This is a genomic window from Rhodoferax koreense, from assembly GCF_001955695.1.
Taxonomy (GTDB): domain Bacteria; phylum Pseudomonadota; class Gammaproteobacteria; order Burkholderiales; family Burkholderiaceae_C; genus Rhodoferax_B; species Rhodoferax_B koreensis.
The window spans coordinates 1-23,892 of sequence record NZ_CP019237.1 but is presented as its reverse complement, the minus strand read 5'-3'; the positions used below and the strand labels follow the sequence as shown (position 1 = coordinate 23,892).

The 23,892-nt window shown below is 61.2% G+C and carries 14 protein-coding genes and 17 pseudogenes; 25 read left to right on the top strand and 6 right to left on the bottom strand.

The window, feature by feature from the left end:
* Together RD110_RS28775 and RD110_RS26915 are read left to right on the top strand one after the other, a co-directional pair.
* Positions 1–198: pseudogene (locus RD110_RS28775) on the top strand (hypothetical protein); the annotation flags it as partial.
* A 172-nt stretch (positions 199–370) separates the two neighbouring features.
* Positions 371–919, top strand: coding sequence for a cyclic nucleotide-binding domain-containing protein (locus RD110_RS26915; RefSeq protein ID WP_083686724.1), 549 nt, complete (start codon positions 371–373; stop codon positions 917–919).
* Between the two features lie 106 nt (positions 920–1,025).
* Here RD110_RS26915 and RD110_RS28770 read toward each other — a convergent pair whose 3' ends face one another.
* Positions 1,026–1,172 carry a hypothetical protein gene (locus tag RD110_RS28770; RefSeq protein ID WP_239467159.1) on the bottom strand — a complete coding sequence of 49 codons (147 nt, stop codon included), beginning with the start codon at positions 1,170–1,172 and terminating at the stop codon, positions 1,026–1,028.
* Positions 1,173–1,440: 268 nt separating this feature from the next.
* On the opposite strand from RD110_RS28770, the pseudogene RD110_RS28765 reads away from it, so the two are divergent.
* The 3 pseudogenes from RD110_RS28765 to RD110_RS26895 all read left to right on the top strand — a co-directional run.
* Positions 1,441–1,628 (top strand): annotated as a pseudogene (locus RD110_RS28765) (acetaldehyde dehydrogenase (acetylating)); the annotation flags it as partial.
* 67 nt (positions 1,629–1,695) lie between these two features.
* A pseudogene (gene dmpG, locus RD110_RS28760) lies at positions 1,696–2,427 on the top strand (4-hydroxy-2-oxovalerate aldolase); the annotation flags it as partial.
* Between the two features lie 2 nt (positions 2,428–2,429).
* Positions 2,430–2,733, top strand: a pseudogene (locus tag RD110_RS26895) (dihydroxy-acid dehydratase); the annotation flags it as partial.
* 57 nt (positions 2,734–2,790) lie between these two features.
* Here the strand turns inward: RD110_RS26895 and RD110_RS26890 are convergent.
* Positions 2,791–3,414: a TetR/AcrR family transcriptional regulator gene (locus RD110_RS26890; RefSeq protein ID WP_076196716.1), complete on the bottom strand. Its 624-nt coding sequence runs from the start codon at positions 3,412–3,414 to the stop codon at positions 2,791–2,793.
* 132 nt (positions 3,415–3,546) lie between these two features.
* On the opposite strand from RD110_RS26890, the pseudogene RD110_RS26885 reads away from it, so the two are divergent.
* The 6 genes and pseudogenes from RD110_RS26885 (at position 3,547) to RD110_RS26865 (ending at position 9,347) form a co-directional block, all read left to right on the top strand.
* Positions 3,547–4,390 (top strand): annotated as a pseudogene (locus RD110_RS26885) (alpha/beta fold hydrolase).
* Positions 4,391–4,492: 102 nt separating this feature from the next.
* Positions 4,493–5,579: pseudogene (locus RD110_RS26880) on the top strand (alkene reductase).
* 62 nt (positions 5,580–5,641) lie between these two features.
* A pseudogene (locus RD110_RS26875) lies at positions 5,642–6,429 on the top strand (SDR family NAD(P)-dependent oxidoreductase).
* A 50-nt stretch (positions 6,430–6,479) separates the two neighbouring features.
* Positions 6,480–7,441: pseudogene (locus tag RD110_RS26870) on the top strand (alpha/beta fold hydrolase).
* Between the two features lie 38 nt (positions 7,442–7,479).
* Positions 7,480–7,696: pseudogene (locus RD110_RS28990) on the top strand (IS3-like element ISAzo10 family transposase); the annotation flags it as partial.
* 979 nt (positions 7,697–8,675) lie between these two features.
* Complete coding sequence (locus tag RD110_RS26865; protein ID WP_076196726.1) at positions 8,676–9,347, top strand: GntR family transcriptional regulator; 672 nt, start codon at positions 8,676–8,678, stop codon at positions 9,345–9,347.
* A gap of 117 nt (positions 9,348–9,464) precedes the next feature.
* Here RD110_RS26865 and RD110_RS26860 read toward each other — a convergent pair whose 3' ends face one another.
* Positions 9,465–9,767, bottom strand: a complete 303-nt coding sequence (locus RD110_RS26860) for a hypothetical protein (protein WP_162277340.1) — start codon at positions 9,765–9,767, stop codon at positions 9,465–9,467.
* On the opposite strand from RD110_RS26860, the gene RD110_RS28285 reads away from it, so the two are divergent.
* The 3 genes and pseudogenes from RD110_RS28285 to RD110_RS26850 all read left to right on the top strand — a co-directional run.
* Positions 9,757–9,906: a hypothetical protein gene (locus tag RD110_RS28285; RefSeq protein WP_162277341.1), complete on the top strand. Its 150-nt coding sequence runs from the start codon at positions 9,757–9,759 to the stop codon at positions 9,904–9,906. The genes RD110_RS26860 and RD110_RS28285 overlap by 11 nt on opposite strands.
* Before the next feature lie 44 nt (positions 9,907–9,950).
* Positions 9,951–10,550: a TetR/AcrR family transcriptional regulator gene (locus RD110_RS26855; RefSeq protein ID WP_076196730.1), complete on the top strand. Its 600-nt coding sequence runs from the start codon at positions 9,951–9,953 to the stop codon at positions 10,548–10,550.
* A gap of 89 nt (positions 10,551–10,639) precedes the next feature.
* Positions 10,640–11,308 (top strand): annotated as a pseudogene (locus RD110_RS26850) (oxidoreductase); the annotation flags it as partial.
* Positions 11,309–11,347: 39 nt separating this feature from the next.
* On the opposite strand, the gene RD110_RS26845 reads toward RD110_RS26850, so the two are convergent.
* Positions 11,348–12,540, bottom strand: a protein-coding gene (locus RD110_RS26845) for an IS3 family transposase (protein ID WP_087748592.1) whose coding sequence is annotated in 2 segments (ribosomal slippage) — positions 11,348–12,279 and positions 12,279–12,540 — 1,194 coding nt in all. Because the reading frame shifts where the segments join, the coding sequence is not laid out codon by codon here.
* Between the two features lie 67 nt (positions 12,541–12,607).
* Between RD110_RS26845 and RD110_RS28755 the strand changes: the two are divergent.
* From RD110_RS28755 to RD110_RS26825, 3 genes and pseudogenes are all read left to right on the top strand, one after another.
* Positions 12,608–12,751: pseudogene (locus RD110_RS28755) on the top strand (oxidoreductase); the annotation flags it as partial.
* A gap of 65 nt (positions 12,752–12,816) precedes the next feature.
* Positions 12,817–13,818 carry an NADP-dependent oxidoreductase gene (locus RD110_RS26830; protein WP_076196732.1) on the top strand — a complete coding sequence of 334 codons (1,002 nt, stop codon included), beginning with the start codon at positions 12,817–12,819 and terminating at the stop codon, positions 13,816–13,818.
* Between the two features lie 34 nt (positions 13,819–13,852).
* Positions 13,853–14,544, top strand: a pseudogene (locus tag RD110_RS26825) (SDR family oxidoreductase); the annotation flags it as partial.
* Between the two features lie 130 nt (positions 14,545–14,674).
* On the opposite strand, the gene ggt reads toward RD110_RS26825, so the two are convergent.
* Positions 14,675–16,261, bottom strand: a complete 1,587-nt coding sequence (ggt, locus tag RD110_RS26820; protein ID WP_076196734.1) for a gamma-glutamyltransferase — start codon at positions 16,259–16,261, stop codon at positions 14,675–14,677.
* 8 nt (positions 16,262–16,269) lie between these two features.
* Positions 16,270–16,734, bottom strand: a complete 465-nt coding sequence (locus RD110_RS26815; RefSeq protein WP_076196736.1) for an Lrp/AsnC family transcriptional regulator — start codon at positions 16,732–16,734, stop codon at positions 16,270–16,272.
* 279 nt (positions 16,735–17,013) lie between these two features.
* Between RD110_RS26815 and RD110_RS28985 the strand changes: the two genes are divergently transcribed.
* The 8 genes and pseudogenes from RD110_RS28985 to RD110_RS26780 form a co-directional block, all read left to right on the top strand.
* On the top strand, positions 17,014–17,709 hold the full coding sequence (locus RD110_RS28985; protein ID WP_394329465.1) for a transporter substrate-binding domain-containing protein: 696 nt from the start codon (positions 17,014–17,016) through the stop codon (positions 17,707–17,709).
* The gene (locus tag RD110_RS28745; protein WP_394329464.1) at positions 17,624–18,094 is read left to right on the top strand and encodes a type 2 periplasmic-binding domain-containing protein; all 471 of its coding nucleotides are present in this window, start codon (positions 17,624–17,626) and stop codon (positions 18,092–18,094) included. Before RD110_RS28985 ends, RD110_RS28745 begins: the two co-directional genes overlap by 86 nt.
* 94 nt (positions 18,095–18,188) lie before the next feature.
* Positions 18,189–19,346 (top strand): amino acid ABC transporter permease, encoded by a 1,158-nt coding sequence (locus RD110_RS26805; protein WP_076196740.1) that lies wholly within the window; start codon positions 18,189–18,191, stop codon positions 19,344–19,346.
* A gap of 49 nt (positions 19,347–19,395) precedes the next feature.
* Positions 19,396–20,492 (top strand): annotated as a pseudogene (locus tag RD110_RS26800) (amino acid ABC transporter permease).
* A 10-nt stretch (positions 20,493–20,502) separates the two neighbouring features.
* Positions 20,503–21,277: pseudogene (locus RD110_RS26795) on the top strand (amino acid ABC transporter ATP-binding protein).
* A 14-nt stretch (positions 21,278–21,291) separates the two neighbouring features.
* Positions 21,292–21,945 (top strand): annotated as a pseudogene (locus RD110_RS28980) (LysE family translocator).
* A gap of 178 nt (positions 21,946–22,123) precedes the next feature.
* Positions 22,124–23,353, top strand: a pseudogene (locus RD110_RS26785) (diaminopropionate ammonia-lyase).
* Between the two features lie 23 nt (positions 23,354–23,376).
* Positions 23,377–23,892, top strand: a pseudogene (locus tag RD110_RS26780) (M20/M25/M40 family metallo-hydrolase); the annotation flags it as partial.

Here is a 23,892-nt window from a genome sequence, read left to right as displayed (position 1 = left end):
GGCCTGCCACCATAGCGACCTGGCGGCGGCAAGGGCTTGTGGTTTGCAGACGGCGTATGTAGATCGTCCGCTGGAGTACGGCGGCGCGCCGCTCCCGATGCGTCTTCCCAGCAAGCATGGGATTGGCAGGCGGAGAGCCTAATCGATTTGGCTGACCAATTCGAACGTGCCGCCGCGAGAATTCACGATGGTGGATAGTATGCATATCGTTCTCAGTTTCTCCGATGCCCCCAGAGGTGCCGAGCTGAGTTCTGGCCCCGGGAGTCCTTCGGAGGCTGGGTAGCTATGCGTCTTGCGAAATTCGATTTGCTGCAGTGGTTGACGCCTGACGTGCAAGAGGAGTTTCTTGCCCGCATGTACCGTCGCCACTATGCCGCTGGCCAACCGGTGTATGTGCAGGATGCCCCCGGCAACGAGATGTTCCGTCATTTCAGGGACCGTGAAAATATCGGTTCTGAGGGGAGATGGCCGGCACATTACTTATCGCCTCTTTGAATCCGGCGATTGCTTTGGGCAGACGAGCCTGGTGGATGGTGAACCTCGACCGCAGTCGACAGAAGCCAGTAATGCTGTCGAGGTGGACGTGCTGTCGAAGATGGATTTCCGATGGCTCTGCGACCGCTATCGGGTATTCGACCGGGCTATTTCGCGCCTGATGGCTGCACAGTTGCGGGCGATGGCGCAAAACTACGAAGGCGCCAGTTTGGACAGCCTTCCGGTACGGGTGGCGAGGCAGCTCTTGCTTTCCAGAACCATGCAACTGCGCACCGCAGAGCAAGACGATTCGGATGAGTCGCAAATACAGATGTCGCAGTCAGACCTGGCGGCGATGGTTGGCGCTTCGCGACAATCGGTGAATCGGGTTCTCCAGCAGCTGCGCGAGAAAACACGTCATCGAAATCAGCTATGGCCGCATTGATCTGACCGATCTACGAGCGCTGAGTTCGATCACAACCCAGTAAGGGAAGCGACCACCCCAGCTCGCGGTAGCAGACATCGCGGAGGCATCCTCGCGAATGTCAACGTCACGATTTTGTGGAGCTGCGGCTCATGGCCAGCAACGCCGGCTCCGACTCGATGACGACACGGCCATAGGGCAGAGATATCGCCCCTGTGGCGGCGAGAGCCTTCAGTTCGAGAGCGAGGGTCTGGCGCGTCAGGCCCAGCATCATGGAGATGCATCTCCTGGGTCACGGGAACCACTCGCCGCGTGCGAGGCGCCATCGGTGCGTCGCCGTGCGTGAGCTTGAGCAGGCGCCGGGCGATGCGCACGCGGGTTGTATGTAGCGCCGCGTCTTCGACGAAACTGTACAGCGTGCGGGTGCGCGCCGATTGCAGCACTGCCATTGCACGGGCAAAGCGCGCATCGTTCATGAGGCGCTCGAATAAATCGCGGGGGGATATGGAGCAACTGCGCGCTCCGCAGTACGACGATGTCGTGAGACGGTGCACGCCATGATCGACAAGGTCGAGAAGTATGTGCTGGGCTATCGCCTCGTGAATGGCCCGGTCTTTGACGACACACCCAGGGCCACCGCGTCGCGGTGTACATGCAAGTGGAAGGCTTGGGTGACTACCTGCCCAAGTACGCCGGCAATCTGGACATCATGACTGCGGCGGCGAGCTGAACGGCCGAAGTCTTCGCGGGCGAGATGCTCGCGGAACCATGCAGCGCACGCTAAAGGAGATTGCAGCATGAATGCCTCCGACGTGAGCGGCAAGAAAATCGTCCTGCATGACATGTGCCTGCGCGATGGCATGCACGCCAAGCGCGAGCAGATCAGCCTGGAGCAGATGGTCAAGGTGGCAACGGCGCTCGATGATGCGGGCGTGCCGTACATCCAGTTCACCCATGGTGCCGGACTGGGTGGCAACTCCTGCAGCATGGCTTTGCCCCCATAGCAACGACGAGTACATCAGTGCCGTGTGCGCGCAGGTGAAGCAGGCCAAGGTTTCGGTGCTGCTTTGCCCCGGGAGGAACCATGGCCGAGCTTCGGTCGGCTTACGACTGCGGCGCGCGCAGCGTGCAAGTCGCCACCCATTGCACGGAGGCGGATACCTCGTCGCAGCACATTGCGTATGCTCGCAAGCTGGGAATGGACACGACGGGTTCCTCATGATGGCGCACCTCAACAGTCCGGAGAATCTGGCGCGCAAGGAAAGCTCATGGAGAGCTATGGAGCGCAGACGGTCTACATCACGGACTCCGCAGGCTATCTGCTTCCCGAGGACGTCGGCGCGGCCGTGCGGCGCTGCGCGACGTGCTCGATCCGCGACTGAGATCGGCTTCCATGGGCAGCACAACCTGGGGATGGGCATCGCGAACTCCCGTCGCCGCCGTGCGCGCGGGCGCGACGCGCATCGACGGATCGGTTGCCGGGCTGGGCGCGGGCAACCCCTCTGGAGGTCTTCGCCGCCGTGTGCGAAGCATGAGCGGAACGGCCTACGCACCGGTGGTACTGCATTCGCGCCCGAGGCTGCTGCCGGCGGCCCTCTCGCGGCCGTTCGTGATGGGACCTCATCGAGCTGAACGTGCCGCAGCGCCTGCTGCGCCTGCATGTCAGCGCCGAAGAGCTGGCCGCACGTCTCGCCAAGTGTAAGGCGCCCACAGCGCCGCTGGAGAGCGGCTACTGGCGCCTGCATGTCGACCACGTCTCGCAAGCAGATGAAGGCTGCGACCTGGACTTCCTCGTTGGTCCACGAGGCGCATTCGTCCCGAGAAACAATCACTGAACACTGCGGATGGGCGCTCGCATGCCGGCGACCGCCCCTCCGCTCAAGGCCCGGAAATCAACTCGCGCTGCGCTCTCGCGCTGATGCGCGGGTTTTCGCAGACGGGCTCCCAGGCAGGTCCACCGACGCGAGGATCGAATCGCGGCACACCGTCAGGATCTCGTCGGCCAGCGGCGAATCGTCCGGGCAGGCGCGCGACAGGACGATAGCGCCCACCACGTGGGTCAGGATGCCGAGCGACCGGGCTCGCGCCTGTTCCGGATCTGCACCATCCAATGCAGTGCCCGCGCGGCTCAGCTCAGCCAGCAGGCTCTCGATGCCAGCCACGAACGTCGACCGGACCGCTTCGGGCTGACGGGCGGCGTCCCCGCCCAGCGCAGCCATCGTGCAACCGCTGGCGCGGGCGTCGCGATGCTCGCGCGAGACGTAGGCGCGCACGAAATCCGGGGTGTCCACTCCCGCGGTCAGCGCCGCTGTCTGCGCGATGCCGCACGCTGCGGATTCCGCCATCAGATCGGCCTTGGAGCCGAAGTGCTTGTAGAAGCCGCCGTGGGTGAAGCCCGCAGCGGCCATCAGGTCGGCAACGCCCACGCCGTCGTAGCCACGCTCGCGGAAGAGCGCCGACGCTGTTTCGACGATGTGCGCCCGGTTCGCCTGCGCTTGTGCCTTGGTGACCTTCATATCGGAGTTGAGTTGATTTTTCGCTGTGCGAGGAGGCCTCACTATACATTGATGTCGTTCATCATCAAACCTCTTGACAAGTTAGATTATGATCATCATCATTGGTGTCTCTCACTTGAAAGGACCCTGATCATGAGCAACACGCACCTGACCGCACCCACCCAGTTCGTCGAGGTCGATGGCGACAAGTTCGCCTACCGCCGCTGGGGCAACGCCTCGAGTTCGCAGTCGCCGCTGTTCTTCGTGCAGCACTTCCGCGGTGGCATGGATCACTGGGACCCGCTGCTGACCGATGGTCTCGCCACTGGCCGCGAGGTCATCCTCTTCAACGGCCGTGGCATTGCCTCGTCGAGCGGCACTCCGCGCAACCGCATCGAGGACATGGCCGACGATATTGCGCTGGTAATCCAGGCGCTGGGTCTGTCGCAGGTGGACCTGCTGGGCTTCTCGCTCGGTGGCTTCCAGGTGCAGGAGGTGACGCTGCGCCATCCGCAGCTCGTGCGCAAGTTGCTGCTGCTGGGCACCGGGCTGCGCGGCGGCGATCCGAACTGGAGCCCAAGGTGCTCGAAGTCGCGCCCCGACCGGTGCCCACGGTGGAGGACTTCCTCTACCTGTTCTTCGGACGCTCCGAAGCCGCCAAGCAGGCTGGGCAGGCCTTCTGGGATCGCCGCCACCAGCGTGTCGACCAGGACCCGCCCAGCTCCGCAGCGGTGGCCCAGGCGCAGGCCGAAGCACATGGCGCCTACCTGCCGCCGCTGGCTGGCGAGAACCCTACGCCTACCTGAATGGCATCCAGCAGCCCACGCTGGTGCTCAACGGGGTCAAGGACGTGATGATCCCCACGATCAACTCCTGGCACCTGGCGCAGAACATCCCCAACGCCCAGCTGCTGGTCTACCCGGACGCCGGCCACGGCGCGCAGTTCCAGTACCCCGAACGCTTCCTCAAGCACGCCATCCAGTTCCTGGCGGAGTGACGGTGCGCACGAGTAACTGCGCCACCAGCCATTGACTTCACTCGGCGGCCGCATGCCGCGCATCGGCCGCGTGTCCATCCATTCAAGAGAACGATTACCAACATGAGCAAGATAGCGCTCTTCGAGCCGTACAAGCTGGGACCTCTGACCCTCGCCAATCGCATCGTCATGGCGCCGCTGACCCGCAACCGCGCCGGCGCCGGCCTGGTGCCCAGCGAACTGGCCGCGATCTACTACGCACAGCGCGCTTCGGCCGGCCTGATCATCACCGAGGCCACCCAGGTGTCGGCCCAGGCCCAGGGCTATCAGGACACCCCTGGCCTGTACACGCCCGAGCAGATCGCCGGCTGGCGCCAGGTCACGGACGCGGTGCACGCCCAGGGCGGGCGCATCTTCGTGCAGCTCTGGATGTGGGCCGCGTGTCGCACGTCGATGTGCAGCCGGGCGGTGCCGCGCCGGTCGCGCCCTCGGCCATCCGCGCGGCGACCAAGACCTTCGTCAACAACGGCTTTGCTGACGTATCCGAACCCCGCGCCCTCGAATTGAGCGAGCTGTCGGGCATCGTGAACGACTTCCGCCAGGCCGCTGCCAACGCCATCGCCGCCGGCTTCGACGGCGTGGAGGTCCACGGCGCCAATGGCTACCTGCTGGAGCAGTTCATCAAGGACGGGGCCACCATCGCACCGACGCCTACGGCGGCTCGGTCGAGAACCGCGCCCGCCTGCTGCTGGAGGTCGTCGCCGCGGTGGCGAAGGAGATCGGTGCCGATCGCACCGGCGTGCGCATCTCCCCCGTATCGCCGGCCAACGGCATCTCCAGCAGCGACCCGCAGCCGCAGTACGGCTACATCGTCGAACAGCTCGGCACGCTGGACATCGTCTACCTGCACGTGGTCGAAGGTGCGACGGGCGGCCCGCGCGACGTGGCCCCATTTAACTTCGCCGCGCTGCGCAGCAGCTTCAAGCAGACCTACCTCGCCAACAACGGCTACGACCTGGAATTCGCTGCCGCTCAGCTCGAATCGGGCAAGGCGGACCTGTTTGCCTTCGGTCGGCCGTTCATCAGCAACCCCGATCTTGTCGAACGATTGAAGAGCGGCGCGCCGCTGGCACAGCTCAACCCGTCCACGCTCTACGGCGGAGGCGCCGCGGGCTACACCGACTACCCCACGCTGGCCGGGGCCAGGTAAGCAAACAGGCGCCGGGCCCAACGCTGCGGCCCGGTGCCCTCTGATCTGCGGAGAACGTCCATATGACCACCCAATCCACCGCCCTCATTACCGGCGCTTCGACCGGCATCGGCGCCACCTACGCCGAGCGCTTCGCGCAGCGAGGGCACGACCTCGTGCTGGTCGCGCGCGACAAGGCACGCCTGGACGCGCTTGCGCAGCGCCTGCGCGACGAACGCCAGGTTGCAGTGGACGTGCTGCAGGCCGACCTGACGAATCAGGCCGACCTGGCTACCGTCGAAGCCCGCCTGCGTGACGACGCCCGTATCGACATCCTGATCAACAACGCCGGCATGGCCCAGTCGGGCGGCTTCGAGCAGCAGACGGCAGAGAGCATCGACCGTCTGATCGCGCTCACATCACGTCGCTCACGCGGCTCGCGGCAGCAGCCGCGCCGCGCTTTGCGCAGGCAGGCGCTGGCTCGATCGTCAACCTCGGCTCCGTGGTCGGCTTCGCGCCCGAATTCGGCATGTCGATCTACGGTGCCACCAAGGCGTTCGTGCTGTTCCTGTCGCAGGGGCTGAGCTTGGAACTGGTTCCCAAGGGGGTCTACGTGCAAGCCGTGTTGCCAGCGGCCACCCGCACCGAAATCTGGGAGCGCGCCGGGATCGACGTCAACACGCTGACCGAGGTAATGGACGTCGACGAACTGGTCGATGCGGCACTGGTCGGTTTCGACCGCCGCGAACTGATCACGATCCCGCCGCTGCACGTGGCCGAGCGCTGGACTGCGTTGGACGGCGCGCGTCAGGGACTTTTGGCGGACATCCGGCAGGCGCACGCTGCCGACCGCTATCGACAGCAAGCCTGATTGCCCCCTCAGTTCTTCATCACCCCATCACTCTTTCCACCGGAGACACCATGCTTTACCTGTCCCGAGTCGGCCTGTGCCTGCTCGCTCTCTCTGCCACGCTGCTGTCGGCCTGCGCCACGGCCGACAAGCCGCCTGTGGCCGCAGCCACATCTGCCAAGGTCGCCACGACGCAGGGCCTCACATGGAACAGCGTGCCAACGCAGGCCCTCTCTGCGGGCGGCGTTGACTTCGCGTACCGCGAGCTGGGCCAGAAGAACGCCGGCACGCCGGTGATCTTGCTCACCCATCTGGCCGCCGTTCTGGACAACTGGGACCCCGTGTGGTGGATGGCATCGCCGCTAAGCACTACGTGGTCGCGTTCGACAACCGCGGCATCGGCGCCTCCACCGGCTCGCCGGCTAACACCATCGAACAAATGGCGGACGACGCCATCACCTTCATCAAGGCCAAAGGCTTCAAGCAGGTGGACCTCTTCGGCTTCTCGATGGGCGGAATGATCGCCCAGGAGATCGTGCTGAAAGAGCCGCAGCTCGTGCGCAAGCTGATCCTGACGGGCACCGGCCCCGCGGGCGGTCCAGGCATCAGCACCGTGGCGGGCGTGGCGAACTACGACCTGCTGCGCGCGACCTTCACCGGCCAAGACCCGAAGCAGTACCTCTTCTTCACCCGCACGCCGAATGGGATCGAGGCCGGCAAGACTTTCCTGAAGCGCCTGCAGGAGCGCACCGTGAACCGCGACAAGGACATCGCCGCGGGGGCGTATCTGGCGCAGTTGCAGGCGCTCAGCGCATGGGGGCAGAAGCGGCCTGCTGACCTTTCGGTGATCAAGCAGCCGGCCCTCGTGGCCAATGGCGACGACGACCGGATGGTGCCGACCAGCAATACCTACGACCTAGCCAAACGCCTGCCCAACAGCGAGCTGATCGTCTACCCCGATGCAGGTCACGGAGGCATCTTCCAGTACCACGAGGACTTCGTGCCCAAGGCACTGGCCTTCCTGGCCAAGTGATGCGTGACCTGGCTGCTAACGTGAGGCCTGCATCTCAAAGCGGCATTCGCTACGTCACGCCTGCACAGCGCCATGCTGGCCTTGATGCGGTGATCGCACGCGCTCTACACCCAGGCGCGCGAGCGCCATCCGGCGCACTGGGCGCGCAGCACGCGCAACTGAACACCAGCGGGCGCGGTGACACTGAATCCGGAGCGTGACAGCGTGGTCGCGGCCGACGTGGACCGCTTACGTAAACAGCGCTTGGCTGCATGACTCAGGCGACAACTATCTTGACACGGGCAGGAGTCGCGAAGCCTGAGCTTCAAGCACAGGGGGCAACTGTGGGAGCAGTGGACTGCGCGGGCCTGGCGGCAACCACCGCGGCCAACCCGCAGCTGCTCTCGCTGATTGCCCAACGCTAGGCGGGTCACCCGAGAAGTGGCGCAGGCTTTCGCCCAAAATGGCAACCAAGTCGCCCTTTCCGTCGAATTGCTCGGGATTAGCGGCACCAAATGATGGCCACGCCGTCTCCGGCGCTTTGGAAACCAAGGCGTGAGTAAGCCGATGGGCACTCGAAAACCCTAAACCCGCTCTCGCCCCCCGCTCTCGCCCGGGTAGAAACGATAGTTCAGCCCGATGCAAATTCGCCACACCTTCTGAAAGGTGACGGCGACAGCCGTTTGAACTCGAAGCGCACATGACCCGAGGCAAACAGTTCGCGTGCCGAGCTACCCAAGCCGTGGAAGCGACTGGGTCCGAGGCGGCTCGGAAAGCCTGAACTGTCCTCCTGTGAGAAACGCGAATCTTCGGCTCCCATTGAGGCGCCTGGTCCATACTGCGCGCCACTCCGAAGCTCGAAAAGTTCCACCTTGTCGCACTTCTCTGCCATTTGTACGACATTGTGATATAATGTCGACAAACGCATAGAATATCCTATATTCCTTGAAAAGAGTGAGGAGATGCAGGGTCTTGGTGGTGAGCCTTTTGCGCGCTCACCCGCTCCCGGGATCTGACTTTGGCAGCCGGGCGCCTATGTCGGCTGGCCGCACATGATCATCCTGAAGCTGGCTTGGAGTGCGGATGCCATAAGGAACGACATCGATGACGGCCACAGCCCCTTCCTGAGCACCATCTGAGGCCCTCTCGCGAGGGCGCCTCGCGAGACGACCAGTCGTCCAGAATGACGTGAGCTTTCTCCTGTGGGTCAGCATCGGTACGGCAGCACAATTTCTAATTCAGCGCAGACAAAGATATGGGTATCTCACCAAGCAACAGCAGCATCACTCATTCGATTTATCAGGTCTTGCGCGCCGATTTGCTTAAAGGTCGGTACGCACCCGACGTTAAGTTGAAGATCGCCGATCTTGGTGATGCGCTCTCCGTGAGCTCTGGGGTCATCCGAGAGGCCTTGTCGCGGCTATCCGCGGAGGGGCTAGTTGTCGCGGAGCCGCAGCGGGGCTTCCGCGTCGCGCCCGTATCTGCTAGCGAGTTCATTGATCTCGCAGGTGCGCGAGTCGAACTGGAAGGGATTTGTCTGCGAAAGGCGATCGAATTGGGCAATGTAGAGTGGGAGAGCAGAATCATGTCTGCGCTTCACCGCCTTAAGCGTTTGTCGATTCTCGGGCCAGCCGAGGCAGAAGATGTACTGGCGGTCACTGACGCGCATTCTGAATTTCATCGCGCGCTTATCGATGCTTGCGGCAGCGACTGGCTACTTCGGGCCCGCGACCTTCTTTTCACACACAGTGAGAGATATCGATGGCTATCGTTGCTGCATGCGAACCGTGAGCGTGATCTCAACAGTGAGCATGAAGAGTTAGCGAAAGCGGTTGTTGAACGGAGGCCGCAGCTCGCGTGCGAGCTACTAGGCACCCACCTCAATCGAACAGTAGACTATCTGCTCGGTACAGACTTTCTCAGATAGCGTACCAAGCACCCCGAAAGTTTGGGTTGCGCGTTTCCGTTGGCCACCCCGATTCGCAGCGGTGCGTGGAAGCGGGCATGCTCGAAGAACGCTTGCGGGCAGATGGAGCGATGGAGTTCAGAAAAGCAAAGCTGTCTGTGTCCTGCACAACGAGACTTCCACCGAATGCCCAGCCGCGCGGCGACGGTCCAGGGCGTGGTCGCCTGTCGCCGTCACGATTCGCAGGCCCGCCGCATGCAGCACAGCCAACGCTGCGGGCGTGCCGGCCTTGACCGGATCAGACAGCCAGCCGGCGCTCGTCAGCGTGCCCGTCTTGCTCACGATGAGCATGTCGACGCGGCGCAGGTTGTCGATGGCGGCGGCGTCGCGGAACGACGCGCCCTGCGTCGCGCCACGTCCCGTCGCCACCATGATCGACATCGACATCGCCAGTCGACATCGCATTGATGTTTCCGGAAATGAAGCACAACTCTCGGGTGAGCCTTTGGTATTCGATCATGTCCTGACGTTAATTCGGCTTCCGTATTCGCTCGTCTCATTGCGATGCGTTGCCGCCTAACGGCATCGCCAAGAACGTCACAGCGCATGTTTCGCGAATCATGTATGATCATCGTCATGCGAAAGACGAACCACAACGTCAGAACTGCGGCTAAGGAAGCCTCGCACGAGCGCATCGTTTCCGCAGCTGCGCGGGCGATCCGTCGTAGCGGCTACGACGGCACCGGAGTCGCCGACATCATGAAGGAGGCCGGCCTGACCCATGGCGCCTTCTATGCTCATTTCACGTCGCGCGAAGCTATGCTCACCGAAGCAGCGAGTCGGGCGTGCGCTGAGTCAGCTGCCGTAGCGGCGGAGGTTGTCGCCAGCGTGCCTTCCGAGCAGGCTTTGCCATCCATGCTTCGCGTCTATCTCTCGCGCGAGCACCTGGAACAAGTTGAAATGGGGTGTCCCCTGGCCGCACTGGGCTCGGAGACGCCTCGCCAGGCACCCGAAGTACGCCGGGTGACCACCCGGCACGTCAAGGAAATGATCGATCTTGTCGCCCGTCAGTCGCCTGACTGGGGGCAGCCCGGTGCCCACGAACGGGCACTCGTGACCGTCGCCACTATGGTGGGCACATTGCTGCTGGCCCGTGCGGTCGACGAGCCTGCACTGTCGGACAGTCTGTGCGCGGCCGCATTGAAGCATCTACCCCCCACCTGAGCCAACTGAAACATGCAGCCTAGCTGCTCGCCAGAACATATGATGAACATCATTTCAATAGCACAATACGCGGTTCAAGGAGAAACATGATGAACATGGCAAACAAGGTTGCGCTCATTACAGGGGCCTCTTCAGGCATCGGTGAAGCGACTGCGCAGCGGCTTGCGAAGGCTGGCTACAAGGTTTACGGCACCAGCAGACGTGGAGATCAGGCGGGTCGACGATCGTTCGAGATGCTGCCCCTTGATGTGACCAAGAACGAGTCGGTCGAAGCTGCGGTCCAGAAGGTGATGCAGTTGGAAGGCCGCATCGACCTTCTCGTCAACAACGCAGGCTTCGGGGTCGCAGCAGCCGGCGCTGAAGAAAGTTCGATCGAGCAGGCTCAGTCGATCTTTGATACCAACTTTTTCGGGCTGGTGCGGATGACCCGGGCCGTTGTGCCGCATATGCGCAGCCAAAAGGGTGGGCGCATCATCAATATCGGCTCCGTGCTGGGTTTCCTGCCCATGCCTTACATGGCGCTGTACTCCGCCACCAAGCATGCGGTCGCGGGCTATTCGGAATCGCTCGACCATGAACTGCGCAAGCAGGGCATTCGCGTCTCGGTGGTCGAGCCTGCCTACATCAATACGCCTTTCGACGCGAACCTAATTCAACCCGATGCGCCCCTCGACGTGTATCGAGAGATTCGCGAGGGAGTGGCGAAACGCGTCAAGGAGGCGCTAGTGGGCGCGGACGGGCCCGATGTGGTCGCCGAATGACCTTGCCCCTGTTTGCTGGAGTTCTTAGCCCACGGATTACGCGGCCTTTTTACGCTGTGCCTCGTACCAGCGTTGCTCATATTGCATCGGGCTGAGGTATCCCAGCGTCGAATGCAATCGTCGGTGATTGTAGAAAGCCATCCAGTCCAGCACCGCGTCCATGGCCTCACGCCGGGTAGCGAACTTCCTGCCGTACAGGCTGGCCGTTTTCAATCTGCCCCAGAAGCTTTCGGTCGGTGCATTGTCCCAGCAGTTACCCTTCCTGCTCATCGATGAGCGCATCTCCCAGACACGTAGCGTGTCCTGGAATTCGTGGCTGCAATATTGACTGCCACGGTCGCTGTGGAAGATGAGGCCAGCCTCAGGGCGGCGCCGGAACCACGCCATGGTGAGCGCATCCTTGACTAGACTGGCTTGCATATGGGCTTGCATGCTCCAGCCCACCACCTGACGGCTGAACAAATCAATGACGCCCGCCAGGTACAACCACCCCTCGTCGGTAGCGATGTAGGTGATGTCGCCACTCCACAACCGGTTGGGCGCCTCGGGATTGAAGCGCCGCTGCACGAGGTCGGGCGCCACCGGCAGACTGTGCCGGCTATCCGTGGTCACCACGAATTTGCGCTTGGTCTTGGCTTTGATGCCGTGCTGCTGCATCAGGTGACGTACCCGCTCTTTACCGACACGAATCCCGCGTGCAAGCAGCTCCTTGTGCATACGCGGCCAGCCGTACTCCTGCTTGACCTCTATGTGAATTGCACGCATGTGGGCCAGTAAGGCTTCGTCGCTATGGCGGCCAGCAGGCCCTGGGCGAGCAGCGTCACGGCGGCGCTGCCAGACAAAATAGCCACTGGCGCTGACCTCCAGCACTTCGCAGGAGATGCTCACTGGATACTGGTTTCTCATTTGGTAAATCCAGGCGTACCTCGCAGCGTGTCCTGCGCGAAGTACGCCGCGGCTTTTTTTGCGATGTCTCGCTCCATTCGAAGCCTGGCAACCTCAGCACGCAGGCGCGCCAGCTCCATTTGCTCAGGCGTGACGGATGCAGGTCTGTCTCCTACACCGCCCACATCACCCTTGGCGCCGCGGCGTACCCAGTTGCTCAGGCTGGCCTTGGGGATACCCAATACCTTGGCTGTGGCAGCAATGGATTGCCCACCCTTGACCTGACGCACCGCCTCCAATTTGTATTCCCGCGTGTACTGCGCTCGAACTTGCTTGTCTGACATTTCTTGACTCCTTGGTCGTATTTTGAACAAGGCTCAAGAACTCCACTTTCCGGGGGCAAGGTCAGAAATCGTGTTGAAGGCGGCAACGGTGGCGCATCCAAAGATCCACTACACCCCGGGCCTTGCTAGCCGCATGCGGCTGCTGCGTAGATTTGCGCCCGCCAGGGTGTTAGATGCAGGGGTTCGAAAAGACCTTCGACTCGAAGCTTAGGCGGCTATCCGCGTGACCGTCTTGGACCCTCCGCAAACCTCGGCGCAAAAATACCAAGGAAAGACATGCAAGCTTTTGTTCTCGGTCGATATGGGAAAAAGCTCGCATGGCCCTTGGCAGACGTGCCGACACCGGAACTGCGCGACGACGAAGTCCTGGTGCAGGTCCACGCCGCTGGCGTAAACCTGCTGGACTCCAAAATCAGGGACGGAGAGTTCAAGCTCATACTGCCCTACCGTCTGCCTCTGATCCTCGGTCACGATGTGGCGGGGGTGGTGGTCAAAGTCGGCCCACGCGTGCGCCAGTTTAAGCTGGGTGATGAGGTCTATGCGCGGGCGGACGACTTCCGCATCGGTACGTTCGCCGAATTCGTCCCCGTCAAGGAAGCCTCGCTGGCGCTCAAGCCCAAGGGCCTCACGATGGAAGAAGCCGCCTCCATTCCTCTGGTGGCTTTGACGGCTTGGCAGGCACTGATCGAGAAGGCGCGCCTGAAGAAGGGGCAGAAGGTCTTCATCCAGGCTGGCTCCGGCGGCGTGGGCACCTTTGCCATTCAGCTGGCCAAGCATCTGGGCGCCACCGTGGCCACGACGACGAGCACGACCAATGTCGCGCTCGTGAAGAGTCTGGGCGCAGACGTCGTCATCGACTACAAGACGCAGGACTTCGAGGATCTCTTGCGGGACTACGACGTGGTCCTGAACAGCCAGGACAACAAGACGCTCGAAAAATCCCTTCGCGTGCTCAAGCGCGGCGGAAAGCTCATCTCCATCTCCGGACCGCCCGATCCCGAATTCGGCAAGGACATCGGGGCACCCGGCTTCGTGAAGCTGGTCATGCGGCTACTGAGCTCGGGAATCAGGCGGAGGGCAAAGAGCCGTGGCGTTGGCTTCTCGTTCCTCTTCATGAAGCCGAACGGGAGCCAGCTGCGCGAGATCACCCGTCTCTTCGATGCTGGCGTCATCCGCCCCGTGATGGATCGGGTCTTCCCGTTCGAGTCGACCAACGAGGCCCTGGCCTATGTCGAAGCAGGTCGCGCAAAGGGCAAGGTCGTTATCAAGATCAAATGAGCCTAGTTCTCCACCCCAGCTTTTTGGAACTCCCATCAAGATTGCAAACGCTATTGCCCTCGTCACGGGTCAACCGCGGTGTCGGCCTGGCCTTCGCGCGCGAGATGCTCGCCCGCGGTGCCCCAAAGGTCTACGCCGGCGCACGCGACCCTGCGACCATCACCCAATCCGGTGTGGAGGCCCTGCACCTGGACGTCAACAAGCCGGAAGACGTGGCGGCCGCCGCAGCGCTGGCGTGCGTCCGATGTGACGCTGGTGATCAACAACGCCGGCATTGCCCAGCCGGGAAGCTTTCTCGCAGCCGATAGCGAAGACTTCGCACGGAGCATCTTCGAGACCAATTACTTCGCCGTGCGCATGAGCAATGCCTTCGCGCCAATTCTCAAGACCAACGGTGGCGGCGCGCTGCTCAACGTCCTGTCGGTCGCCTCGTGGGTGAACGACGGCGAGCTGGCGGCCTATTCGGCAAGCAAGTTCGCAGCCTGGTCGCTCACCAATGCCCTGCGCAATGAACTGGCGGCGCAGAAGGCGCAAGTGCTGGGGCTGCACATGGCGTACGTCGACACCGACTTCACGCGCGGGTTCGATGTCCCGAAGTCCAGTCCCGAGGAAATCTTCAGGCGCGTGCTCGACGGAATCAAATCGGGCGTCGATGAGGTGCAGGCCGATGAACTCACCCAGCAGGTCAAGCACGGGATTAAGGCGGCAGGGCCCAGCTACCTTCCGCCGGTGCCGAGATGGGTCTGCGCATTGCGGGCGTCAAGCTCGCTGGCAACAGCGTGCAGGCAGCGATGGACTACTTCTCTTCCAACCGTAGCGGAATTCAGCGCTGACCGCCATGCCCGCAACGGCTTCATCAGAAGCCGATCGCGAGCCCGTCCCGTCGACCGTCAGAGCCACCCATATAGACACCCGATCCCTGATCGACCCAGATTGCATGGCAGGTACCGAGCGGGCTCGGCGCTGCCACCGGCTCGTGGCCTCGCTTGCGAAGGCCTGACCACACCGCGTCAGGAACCGTCCGCTCGAGCTCCAACACATCGCCTCTGGCGAACATCCGCGCATGATCGATAGCTTGCTGCACAGACATGCCGTAGTCGACGATATTCGAGAGTACTTGGAGCTGGCCCGCCGGCTGGAAGTGGCCACCAGTAACTCCAAAGCTCATGACGGTGTCTGCATCCTTGGTGACCAACGCGGGAATGATGGTGTGCATGGGCCGCTTGCGTCCCTGCAACTCGTTGGGATGACCTTCCTCAAGTACGAAGCCTGATCCTCGGTTGTGCATCAGGACTCCTGTGCCAGGTGCCACGATCCCACTGCCAAAATCGTCGTATATCGAATTGATGAATGAGACGAGCGTGCCGTCCGAGTCGGCGACTGACACGTAGACGGTGTCCTTGTGTTCGGGCAACGCAACAGGCGTCCATCCATCGGACTTCGTGTCTAGATCGATCCCTCGGGTCAAGCGTTCAATCGTGTCGTCGGAAAGCAGTTCATTCACATCTACTGCGTTGAACCGCGGGTCGCATAGGAAAGCGTTACGTTGTGCATAGGCGATGCGCGATAGCTCTGCCTGAAGATGAAACCTTTCTGCACTGAGAGGCCCCATTGCACTGAGATCAAACGCCTCGAGCATCGCCGCAATCTGCAGCGCCACGACCCCTTGCCCGTTGGGCGGGCACTCCCACAATCGATAGCCACGGTAGCTCGCCGAAATCGGCGTCACATACTCCGGCTTGAATTCAGCGAAATCGTCGAGGCTCAGCAGGCTTCCCTTCTTTCGCAACGAGGTCACGATGTTCTCGGCAACCCAGCCTTCGTAGAACGAGTCGGCGCCGGACTTGGCGATGGCGCGCAGCGTCTTGCCCAACTGAGGATTGCTTCTGCGTTCGCCTAAGGCAGGCGCTCTGCCTGCGGGAAAGAACAGGGCTTTCGCTTCTGCCGTCGCCATCATTTTTGCCGCCTGTCGCGCCCAATCGTGCGCAAGGCGTTCCGTGACCAGATAACCCAATTCGGCGGCACCGATCGCGGGCTCGAGCAGTTCTTGCAGCGAACGCGTCCCGTAGTCTTCGACCAATCGATTCCACGCGCGTACCGCACCTGGAACGGTCAGGGCATGGACGCTATCGACCGGGATGGAGGCCATTCCGCGCCCGCGCAATTCTTCCGCGCTCGCCGCCTTGGCAGCCCAACCCGATCCGTTGAGCGCGACCGGCGCCTGGCCACGTTTTCTAAGCATGACGAAGCAGTCGCCGCCGATTCCGGTCTGGGTCGGTTCGACGACTGCCAGCATTGCCGCAGCAGCGACTGCTGCATCGATGGCATTCCCACCGGACCGCAGGACGTCCAGTCCAGCCAATGCTGCCTGCGGGTTGGAGGTCGCCACCATTCCCCTGCTGCCGACCGCGACAGACCGGCTTGGGGCTTCAAAATCTCGCATCGAAATTCCTAAATCGTTAACGGCACGTTGAGGGATACCTTGATCCGCTGCATGGCAACGTAAGTCTTGAACGTCTTGATGTTTCCTGCCGAGAAAAACAGCTCGCGCGTGAGCTTTTCGTATTCGGACATGTCCTTGACGTTGATCACGAGCATGAAGTCGAAATCACCAGTCACGTAGTAGACCTGCTGCACCTGCACACAGTTCGCGAAACTCTTCTTGACTTGATCGAGCAGATCCAGCCGCTCGCTCTCCAGCTTCACCTCGACCAGGATGGTGATGGGGCGACCCACCGCCGTTGGATCGACGACGGCTACCGTCGTCATGATGACGCCGGCCGCTTCAAGCGCAGCAATTCGCCGGTTCACTGCCGACGGCGACAGGTTCACCTCTTCCGAGAGCTGGCGTTGGGAAATCTTGCTGTCCGCCTGCAGGAGGCTGAGGAGCTTGATGTCGTAGTTGTCTAAAAGCATGGTTGTTATGCGTCAGCGCTAGCTAAATTCTGGGCCGCAAGGAGCGGTTTTTTGACGCGTATGTGCGCTGGCAACCGAAACATTGTTGCACCAGGGGCTCAAAACGAGGAAAAGCGCCCAATTTTGTGCGTGCCACGCGCCCTATCAGGGGAAACCCTCGGCTGAATGTTTCACGAACGCAATAACGGCGCGCTTTCGCTATCCAGATTCAACCATTCGTGCGAGGGGTCACTTTTACGATTTCCTATACCACTCCACCTACCTGAAGGAACAAACTCCATGTCCACGAACGGTCATCGCCCCCGCAACATCTTCAACGCAGTTGCCTGCGCGGCAACGCTTGTGGCCAGTGTTGCCATCGCACAACCGCGGCCGGCCTCGGCGCCTGTGGCCGTAGCGGCGCCATCGGTGGCTTCGCCTACGCTCAACGCCATCAAGGCACGTGGCCAGCTCATTTGCGGCGTCGGCGGTGATCGCCCCGGCTTCGGCTTCCCCGACGCACGCGGCGTGATGCGCGGCTTCGATGCAGACGTGTGTCGATCCATCGCGGCGGCGATCTTCGGCAATCCGGACAAGGTTCGCTTCGTCTCTTTGACCAGCCTGACGCGCTTCCCGTCGCTTCAGTCCGGCGAAGTCGACATCGTGGCTCGCTTCACCACCTGGACGCTGACCCGCGAAGCGCAGCTTGGCTTGGAAGTGCCGGCAATCCACTTCTATGACGGTCAGGGCTTTCTTGTAAAGAAAAAGGACGGCATCAAGAGCGCGCATGATCTCGGGCGGCGCCTCAGTGTGTTTCCAGCCCGGCTCCACCGGCGAAGTGAATGCCGCCGACTTTTTCCGCGCAAACAAGCTCGAGATGAAGCCGGTCGTCATCGAGAAGATGGAGCAAATGCGCGACGCCATCGTGAGCGGCCGTTGCGACGCCTATACAAACGACACCGCGCAACTTGCTTCTTTCAAGGCATCCATCGGTAGCGCTGGTAACGACTACCAGGTCCTGCCCGAAATCATCTCCAAGGAGCCGCTGGGAGCTTTCATCCGCAAGGGTGACCAGCGCTTCTTTGACATCGTTCGCTGGACCCACGCGGCCATGCTGAACGCCGAAGAATTCGGCATGACAGCCGCCAACATTGACAAGTTCAGGAACAACTCGAATCCGGCTATCCAGCGCTTCATGGGTGAGACAGGCGACCTCGGCGCCGCGCTCGGCCTCGACGCGCAATGGGCAGTGAACGTCGTGAAAGGCGTTGGCAACTATGCTGAGATCTACGAGCGCAGCATCGCGCCCCTGGGCCTGCCGCGCGGCCTGAATCGTCTACTGAAGGACGGCGGCATCCAGTACGCCGCTCCGATGCGCTAGTCACGCTGATGTCGCCGGCTCAAATCGAGCCGGCGAATCCCTTTTCCCTAGTCAATGTTTAAGCCCGCCATCTGGTCGGGATGGCGAAACTCCAATGTCCTCAAACAGATTGTCCCGCTCCAAGGTCCCCATGCGTCGGGTCGTATGGCAAGTGCTCGCTGCGCTGATCGTGATCGGCGTTTTCAGCTGGCTGATCGGTAATGCACAGGCGAATCTCGGCGCACGTAATGTTGCCTCGGGATTCGGCTTTCTGCAACGCGAAGCAGGGCTTCCCATTGCGGAGCACCTGATCCCTTACACCCCAGCAGATAGCTATTTGCGTGCGCTGGTCGTGGGCATGCTCAACACGCTCTGGGTTGCGTTTTGGGGCATCGTGCTCGCCACAATCCTGGGCACCGTAATCGGAGTTGCCCGCCTATCGAAGAACTGGCTGCTCGCAAAGCTGATGTCGGCTTACGTCGAGTTCTTCCGCGATCTGCCCCTGCTGTTGCAACTGTTCCTCTGGTACGCCCTTCTTCAGGGTCTGCCGCCGGTTCGCCAAGCGATCCACCCCATCGCGGGCGTCTACCTGTCCAACCGCGGCTTGAGCTTCCCGGTTCTCGACTGGCAAACGGCCCACAGCTGGACGCTCCTCGCTTTCATCCTTGGTTTGATTGCCACTGTGATCTCCGCAAAGCGAGCCACTCGCAAGTCACTGGACGATGGGCGCCAGCGCGCCACTTGGCCGACCGCGGTCCTGCTCATGGCGGTCATGCCCGCCACGGTCGTGATTACGCTGGGCGCTCCGTTCGCCTTGGACATGCCTAGCCCACAGAGTTTCAACATCCGTGGCGGCGTCACCGTCTCGCCAGAATTCTTTGCGCTGTTGTTTGGTCTGGTGATCTACAACGCGGCATTCATTGCCGAAATTGTTCGTTCCGGCATCCAGTCGGTTAGTCATGGACAGATAGAAGCATCCCGCGCCCTTGGCTTGAAATCATCAAACACGTTGAAATGGATCGTGTTCCCGCAGGCACTCCGAGTGATCGTTCCGCCGCTAACGAGCCAGTACCTCAACCTGGCCAAGCAATCCTCCCTGGCCGTTGCCATTGGCTATCAGGACATCGTCTCCATTGCCACCACGGCGATGAACCAGAACGGTCAAGCGGTGGAACTTGTGGCAATCATCATGGGCGTCTACCTCACGATCAGTCTCTCGATCAGCGCGCTGATGAACCACTACAACGCCCGTATTGCACTAGTGGAGCGCTAACGTGACCATCCTATCCGTGAAACACTCTGTCCATTCCAGCACCACCGTCATGCGTACACCCCCGGTGCAGGAACGCAGCGGCCCGATTGCGTGGCTGCGCCAAACCTCTTCTATTCGTGGATATCGACGCTGACGACGATCGTCCTTCTGGTTGTGCTGGCGAAGTTCTCTGCATTCGTTTTCCAGTGGGGAGTCGTCAACGCGATCTGGAGTGTCCCAACAGGTCCCCAGGGCCTAACAGCGACGCCTGCAAGGCCGTTCAAGGCAGCGGCGCATGCTGGGGCCGTCATCACGGACAAGTATCGCTTCATGCTCTTCGGCATGTACCCCTTCGAGGAACAGTGGAGAGCCTTGATCGTCGTCTTGCTGTTCATTGGTCTCTACGTCGTGTCCGGAATGAAGCGCTTTTGGCGACCCGCCTTGGCCGGTGTGTGGACACTGGCGCTTGTGGCCATTGGCTTACTCATGTGGGGCGGAGTTTTCGGCCTGCAGTTCGTGCCGCAGACGCAATGGGGCGGCTTGGCATTGACTCTGATTCTGGCGACGGTTGGCGTTGCAGTGGCTTTCCCGCTGGCGATTCTGGTGGCTCTGGGACGCCGTTCGAAGCTGCCGTTTATCCGATGGATCTGCGTCGCATATGTCGAGATGATTCGCGGCGTTCCACTGATCACGCTGCTGTTCATGGCGAGTGTGATGTTCCCGCTCCTGATGCCAGAAGGCGTCAACCTGGACAAGCTCTTGCGCGCTCAGGTTGCCATCATTCTCTTTTTTGGCGCCTATCTCGCCGAGGTCATCCGCGGCGGCTTGCAGGCGCTGCCGAAGGGACAGTACGAAGCGGCGCATGCGTTGGGTCTCTCCTACTGGTCGACGAACCGCAAGATCATCCTCCCACAAGCGTTGCAGCTCGTCATTCCGCCGCTCGTCAACAACTTCATTGGCTTCTTCAAGGACACGTCGCTGGTGCTCGTCATCGGTCTCTATGACCTGCTCGCGGCCTCGCGCGCTGCGATCGGAGAGCCCGCTTGGCAGGGCTTTGCGGTCGAAACGTACATATTCGTAGGCTTCATCTACTTCGCGTTCTGCTTTGCCATGTCCAAGTACAGCCAGAAGCTTGAAGTCCACCTCAATCAGCATAGAAAGCGCTAAACCTATGACTATCGCAACGACAGTAGCACCGGCCGCTCGCCAACAAGGCGTCGCAGTCTCGATGCAGAAGATCAACAAATGGTACGGCGCCGATGCACGTGCTGCGCGACGTCAACCTTGAAGTGGCGACTGGCGAACGCGTCGTGGTTTGCGGTCCGTCCGGTTCGGGGAAATCGACCCTTATCCGGTGCATCAACCAGCTTGAAGAGCATCACGAAGGCCAGATCGTCGTGGACGGCATCAGCCTCGACAGCGACGCAAAGAACCTTGATGCCGTTCGCTGCGAAGTAGGGATGGTCTTCCAGAGCTTCAACCTCTTCCCGCACTTGACGGTGCTGGAGAACTGTACTTTAGCGCCCATGCTGGTCCGGCATGTGCCCGCCGGGAAGCTGAATCGCTGGCAAGGTCATACCTGGAGCGCGTGCGGATTCCAGACCAGGCCAGCAAGTATCCGGGGCAACTCTCCGGTGGCCAACAGCAGCGTGTTGCGATCGCACGAGCCTTGTGCATGAAACCGAAGATCATGCTTTTCGACGAGCCGACCTCCGCGCTCGATCCCGAGATGGTTAAGGAAGTACTCGACACGATGGTTTCCCTCGCGAAGGACGGCATGACGATGATCTGCCGTAACGCACGAAATGGGCTTCGCTCGCGAAGTAGCAGACCGCGTAGTCTTCATGGACCGCGGCGAGATCGTCGAGTCCGGAAGTCCTGACGAAATGTTCAGCACCCCGAAGTCGGACCGCCTGCGGACTTTCCTCGGTCAAGTCCTGCGCAATCAATAATCGATCACGCTGCGATGCCAGACGCTTATCACCTCCTCCTATTCGTGCTGGCCGGCTGGCTGGCTGAACGTCACCCCAGGGCCTGACGTCCTGTACATCGTCACGAACTCGCTACGAGGCGGCTGGAAGTCTGGCGTTGTCGCTGGTCTTGGCATCACAGCTGGCTGCTTTGTGCACATCTTTGCTGCTGCGTTGGGAATGGGCGCACTTCTGGCGGACTCTGAGACTGCCTTCACTGTCTTGAAATGGATCGGCGCTGCGTACCTGTTGTGGATCGGCGGGAAGATCTTGCTTGCGCGTGCAGCACCGGCGACAACAGACCTTCAAGCGGCTGCTCTATCGCGGCCTCTTCCCAGTTCAAAAGAGATTTTTCTCGGGCGGCTTCTGGGACCAACGTCCTCAATCCGAAGGTCGTGCTGTTCTTCCTGGCTTTCCTGCCCCAGTTCATCAGCCCGGAAACGACAGGAAAGACCAGTGTGTTTCTTGCTCTTGGTGTACTTTTCAATGTGAACAGCATCCCGGTCAACGCGGGCTGGGCGATCGCGGCTGCGTGGATGGCCAGAAGACCTGTCGTTCAACGCGGAATGCACTGGCTCGACAAGCTTGCTGGCTCGATGTTCATCGTCTTTGGGGTCAGGCTTGCACTGGTCGATCGACCCGGCGCCTAGCTACCTCAAGGAAAAAAGCGTGCTCCACGTGAGACCTGAGCGTTGCGATCGTGCGAACACAACGTGCAGCCACAGTGGTCCTGCACATCGCACAGATGTTGTGTTTTCCAACCTCAAATTGCGCCAAGCAACACAGCTTCAAATCTTAGGATTGCAGCATCACACACGGAACAACCAAATGCTCATTACCAACACGCGTGCTACGCGCGAAACGTATCCCAATGATCTGCGTTCAATCATGTCTGTCGCCAAGGCTGAGCAAAGCAGGAAGTGGCTCTCGACATGGGGCGGCATCTATCCAGGGTCAACACCGCTCTACGCGCTGGACGGACTCGCTACTGCACTGGGCGTGGGACAGATTCTCGTGAAGGATGAATCGGTTCGTTCCGAACTTGCAGCTTCAAGGCACTCGGTGCGCCGATCGCATTGGTTAGGTTAATTCTCCGCCTGGGCCAAACGACGGCCTGGATCCGCAGGCGCTACTTTCCGGCGCCTACAAGACAAAATTCAGCGACTTCACGGTGATCAGTGCGACGGATGGGAATCACGGCAAAGGCTTGGCTGCGGCAGCGCAGAGTGCAGGTTGCCGCTGCGTGATCGTGCTGCATGCCAACGTCAGCGCCGAGCGGGAAGCGGCTATCGCGGCCTATGGCGCAAATATCGTTCGCATCCAGGGCAATTACGACGAGTCGGTGGAGGAGGCCGCGCGCCTGGCTCGTGAGAATGCCTGGCATGTCGTCTCGGATACGTCATATGACGGCTATGAAGAGATCCCGCGTGATGTGATGCAGGGATACGGCACCATCGCAGCCGAAATCGTTGAAGGGTCGGCACGGTCGAAATCGCCCGTGACCCATGTCTTTCTGCAAGGTGGTGTGGGCGGACTCGCCGCCGGCATCGTCAGCTATTTCTGGGAAACCTACGGCACCCGCCGTCCGACGGCAATCATCGTTGAACCCGAGCAGGCGGACTGTCTTTTCCAGAGCGCCCTCAGCGGTGTTGCAGCAAAGGCCACCGGTTCCGTGGACTCCGTGATGGCGGGCCTGGCTTGCGGTGAAACCTCGCCACTGGCCTGGCGCTTCCTGGTATCAAGTGTTGACTACTTCATGACCGTGAAGGATGAGGATGCGGTTCAGGCATGCAGGTGCTGGCCAAGGGCAATGAAAGTGACCTCCCCATCGTTTCCGGGGAATCTGGCGCCGCTGGTCTGGCCGGCCTGATCCAGCTGATGCGCGATCCCAAGCTCGCACGGCAAGCTGGACTGGACCACTCGTCCACGGTGCTGCTGATTAGCACAGAAGGTGCAACCGCACCGGCGGTTTATGAGCAACTGGTGGGCGAATCCGGCTTGGGCGTGCTGGCGCGGCAAAAAGAGTTTCTCGATCGCAGAGCGAGCCATTACGCGTAACCGGTTTCAACATAAAAGTAAACATGAACACCAGCACCGCCACACGTGAAGCCGCAATCGCCAGCGCCGTCGAAACCTACGACTCAGGCCGATTCCTGACGGACCTTGACCGCCGTGTCGCCTATCGGACCGAGAGCCAGGAACCGTCCCAGGCGAAACACCTTCACGCCTATCTCGAAAAGGAAATTTCGCCACTGCTCCATCGGCTGGGATTCGAGACGAAGCTTGTGCCCAACCCGAGCGACATCGACGCGCCGGTTCTCCTTGCCAGTCGCATTGAGGACATAAACCTCCCGACGGTCGTCACCTACGGGCACGGCGACGTGGTCCGCGGTTACGACGACCAGTGGCACAAAGGCCTGGAGCCGTGGAAGATCGTGGTCGATGGCGATCGCTGGTACGGCCGCGGCATTGCTGACAACAGGGGCAGCACTCCGTGAATTTGGCCGCGCTCGAGCTGTCATGAACGCGCGAGGTGGCAAGCTCGGATTCAACCTCAAGATCATCATGGAGACCGGCGAAGAAGTGGACTCCCCCGG

Excerpts from the sequence above, each read along its gene's own strand:
- RD110_RS26915 (WP_083686724.1), top strand. The coding sequence starts at position 371 with ATGCCGCTGGCCAACCGGTGTATGTGCAGGATGCCCCCGGCAACGAGA.
- RD110_RS28770 (WP_239467159.1), bottom strand. The coding sequence starts at position 1,172 with ATGATGCTGGGCCTGACGCGCCAGACCCTCGCTCTCGAACTGAAGGCT.
- RD110_RS26890 (WP_076196716.1), bottom strand. The coding sequence starts at position 3,414 with ATGAAGGTCACCAAGGCACAAGCGCAGGCGAACCGGGCGCACATCGTC.
- RD110_RS26865 (WP_076196726.1), top strand. The coding sequence starts at position 8,676 with ATGGGTATCTCACCAAGCAACAGCAGCATCACTCATTCGATTTATCAG.
- RD110_RS28285 (WP_162277341.1), top strand. The coding sequence starts at position 9,757 with ATGATCGACATCGACATCGCCAGTCGACATCGCATTGATGTTTCCGGA.
- RD110_RS26860 (WP_162277340.1), bottom strand. The coding sequence starts at position 9,767 with ATGTCGATCATGGTGGCGACGGGACGTGGCGCGACGCAGGGCGCGTCG.
- RD110_RS26855 (WP_076196730.1), top strand. The coding sequence starts at position 9,951 with ATGATCATCGTCATGCGAAAGACGAACCACAACGTCAGAACTGCGGCT.
- RD110_RS26830 (WP_076196732.1), top strand. The coding sequence starts at position 12,817 with ATGCAAGCTTTTGTTCTCGGTCGATATGGGAAAAAGCTCGCATGGCCC.
- ggt (WP_076196734.1), bottom strand. The coding sequence starts at position 16,261 with ATGCGAGATTTTGAAGCCCCAAGCCGGTCTGTCGCGGTCGGCAGCAGG.
- RD110_RS26815 (WP_076196736.1), bottom strand. The coding sequence starts at position 16,734 with ATGCTTTTAGACAACTACGACATCAAGCTCCTCAGCCTCCTGCAGGCG.
- RD110_RS28985 (WP_394329465.1), top strand. The coding sequence starts at position 17,014 with ATGTCCACGAACGGTCATCGCCCCCGCAACATCTTCAACGCAGTTGCC.
- RD110_RS28745 (WP_394329464.1), top strand. The coding sequence starts at position 17,624 with ATGCGCGACGCCATCGTGAGCGGCCGTTGCGACGCCTATACAAACGAC.
- RD110_RS26805 (WP_076196740.1), top strand. The coding sequence starts at position 18,189 with ATGTCCTCAAACAGATTGTCCCGCTCCAAGGTCCCCATGCGTCGGGTC.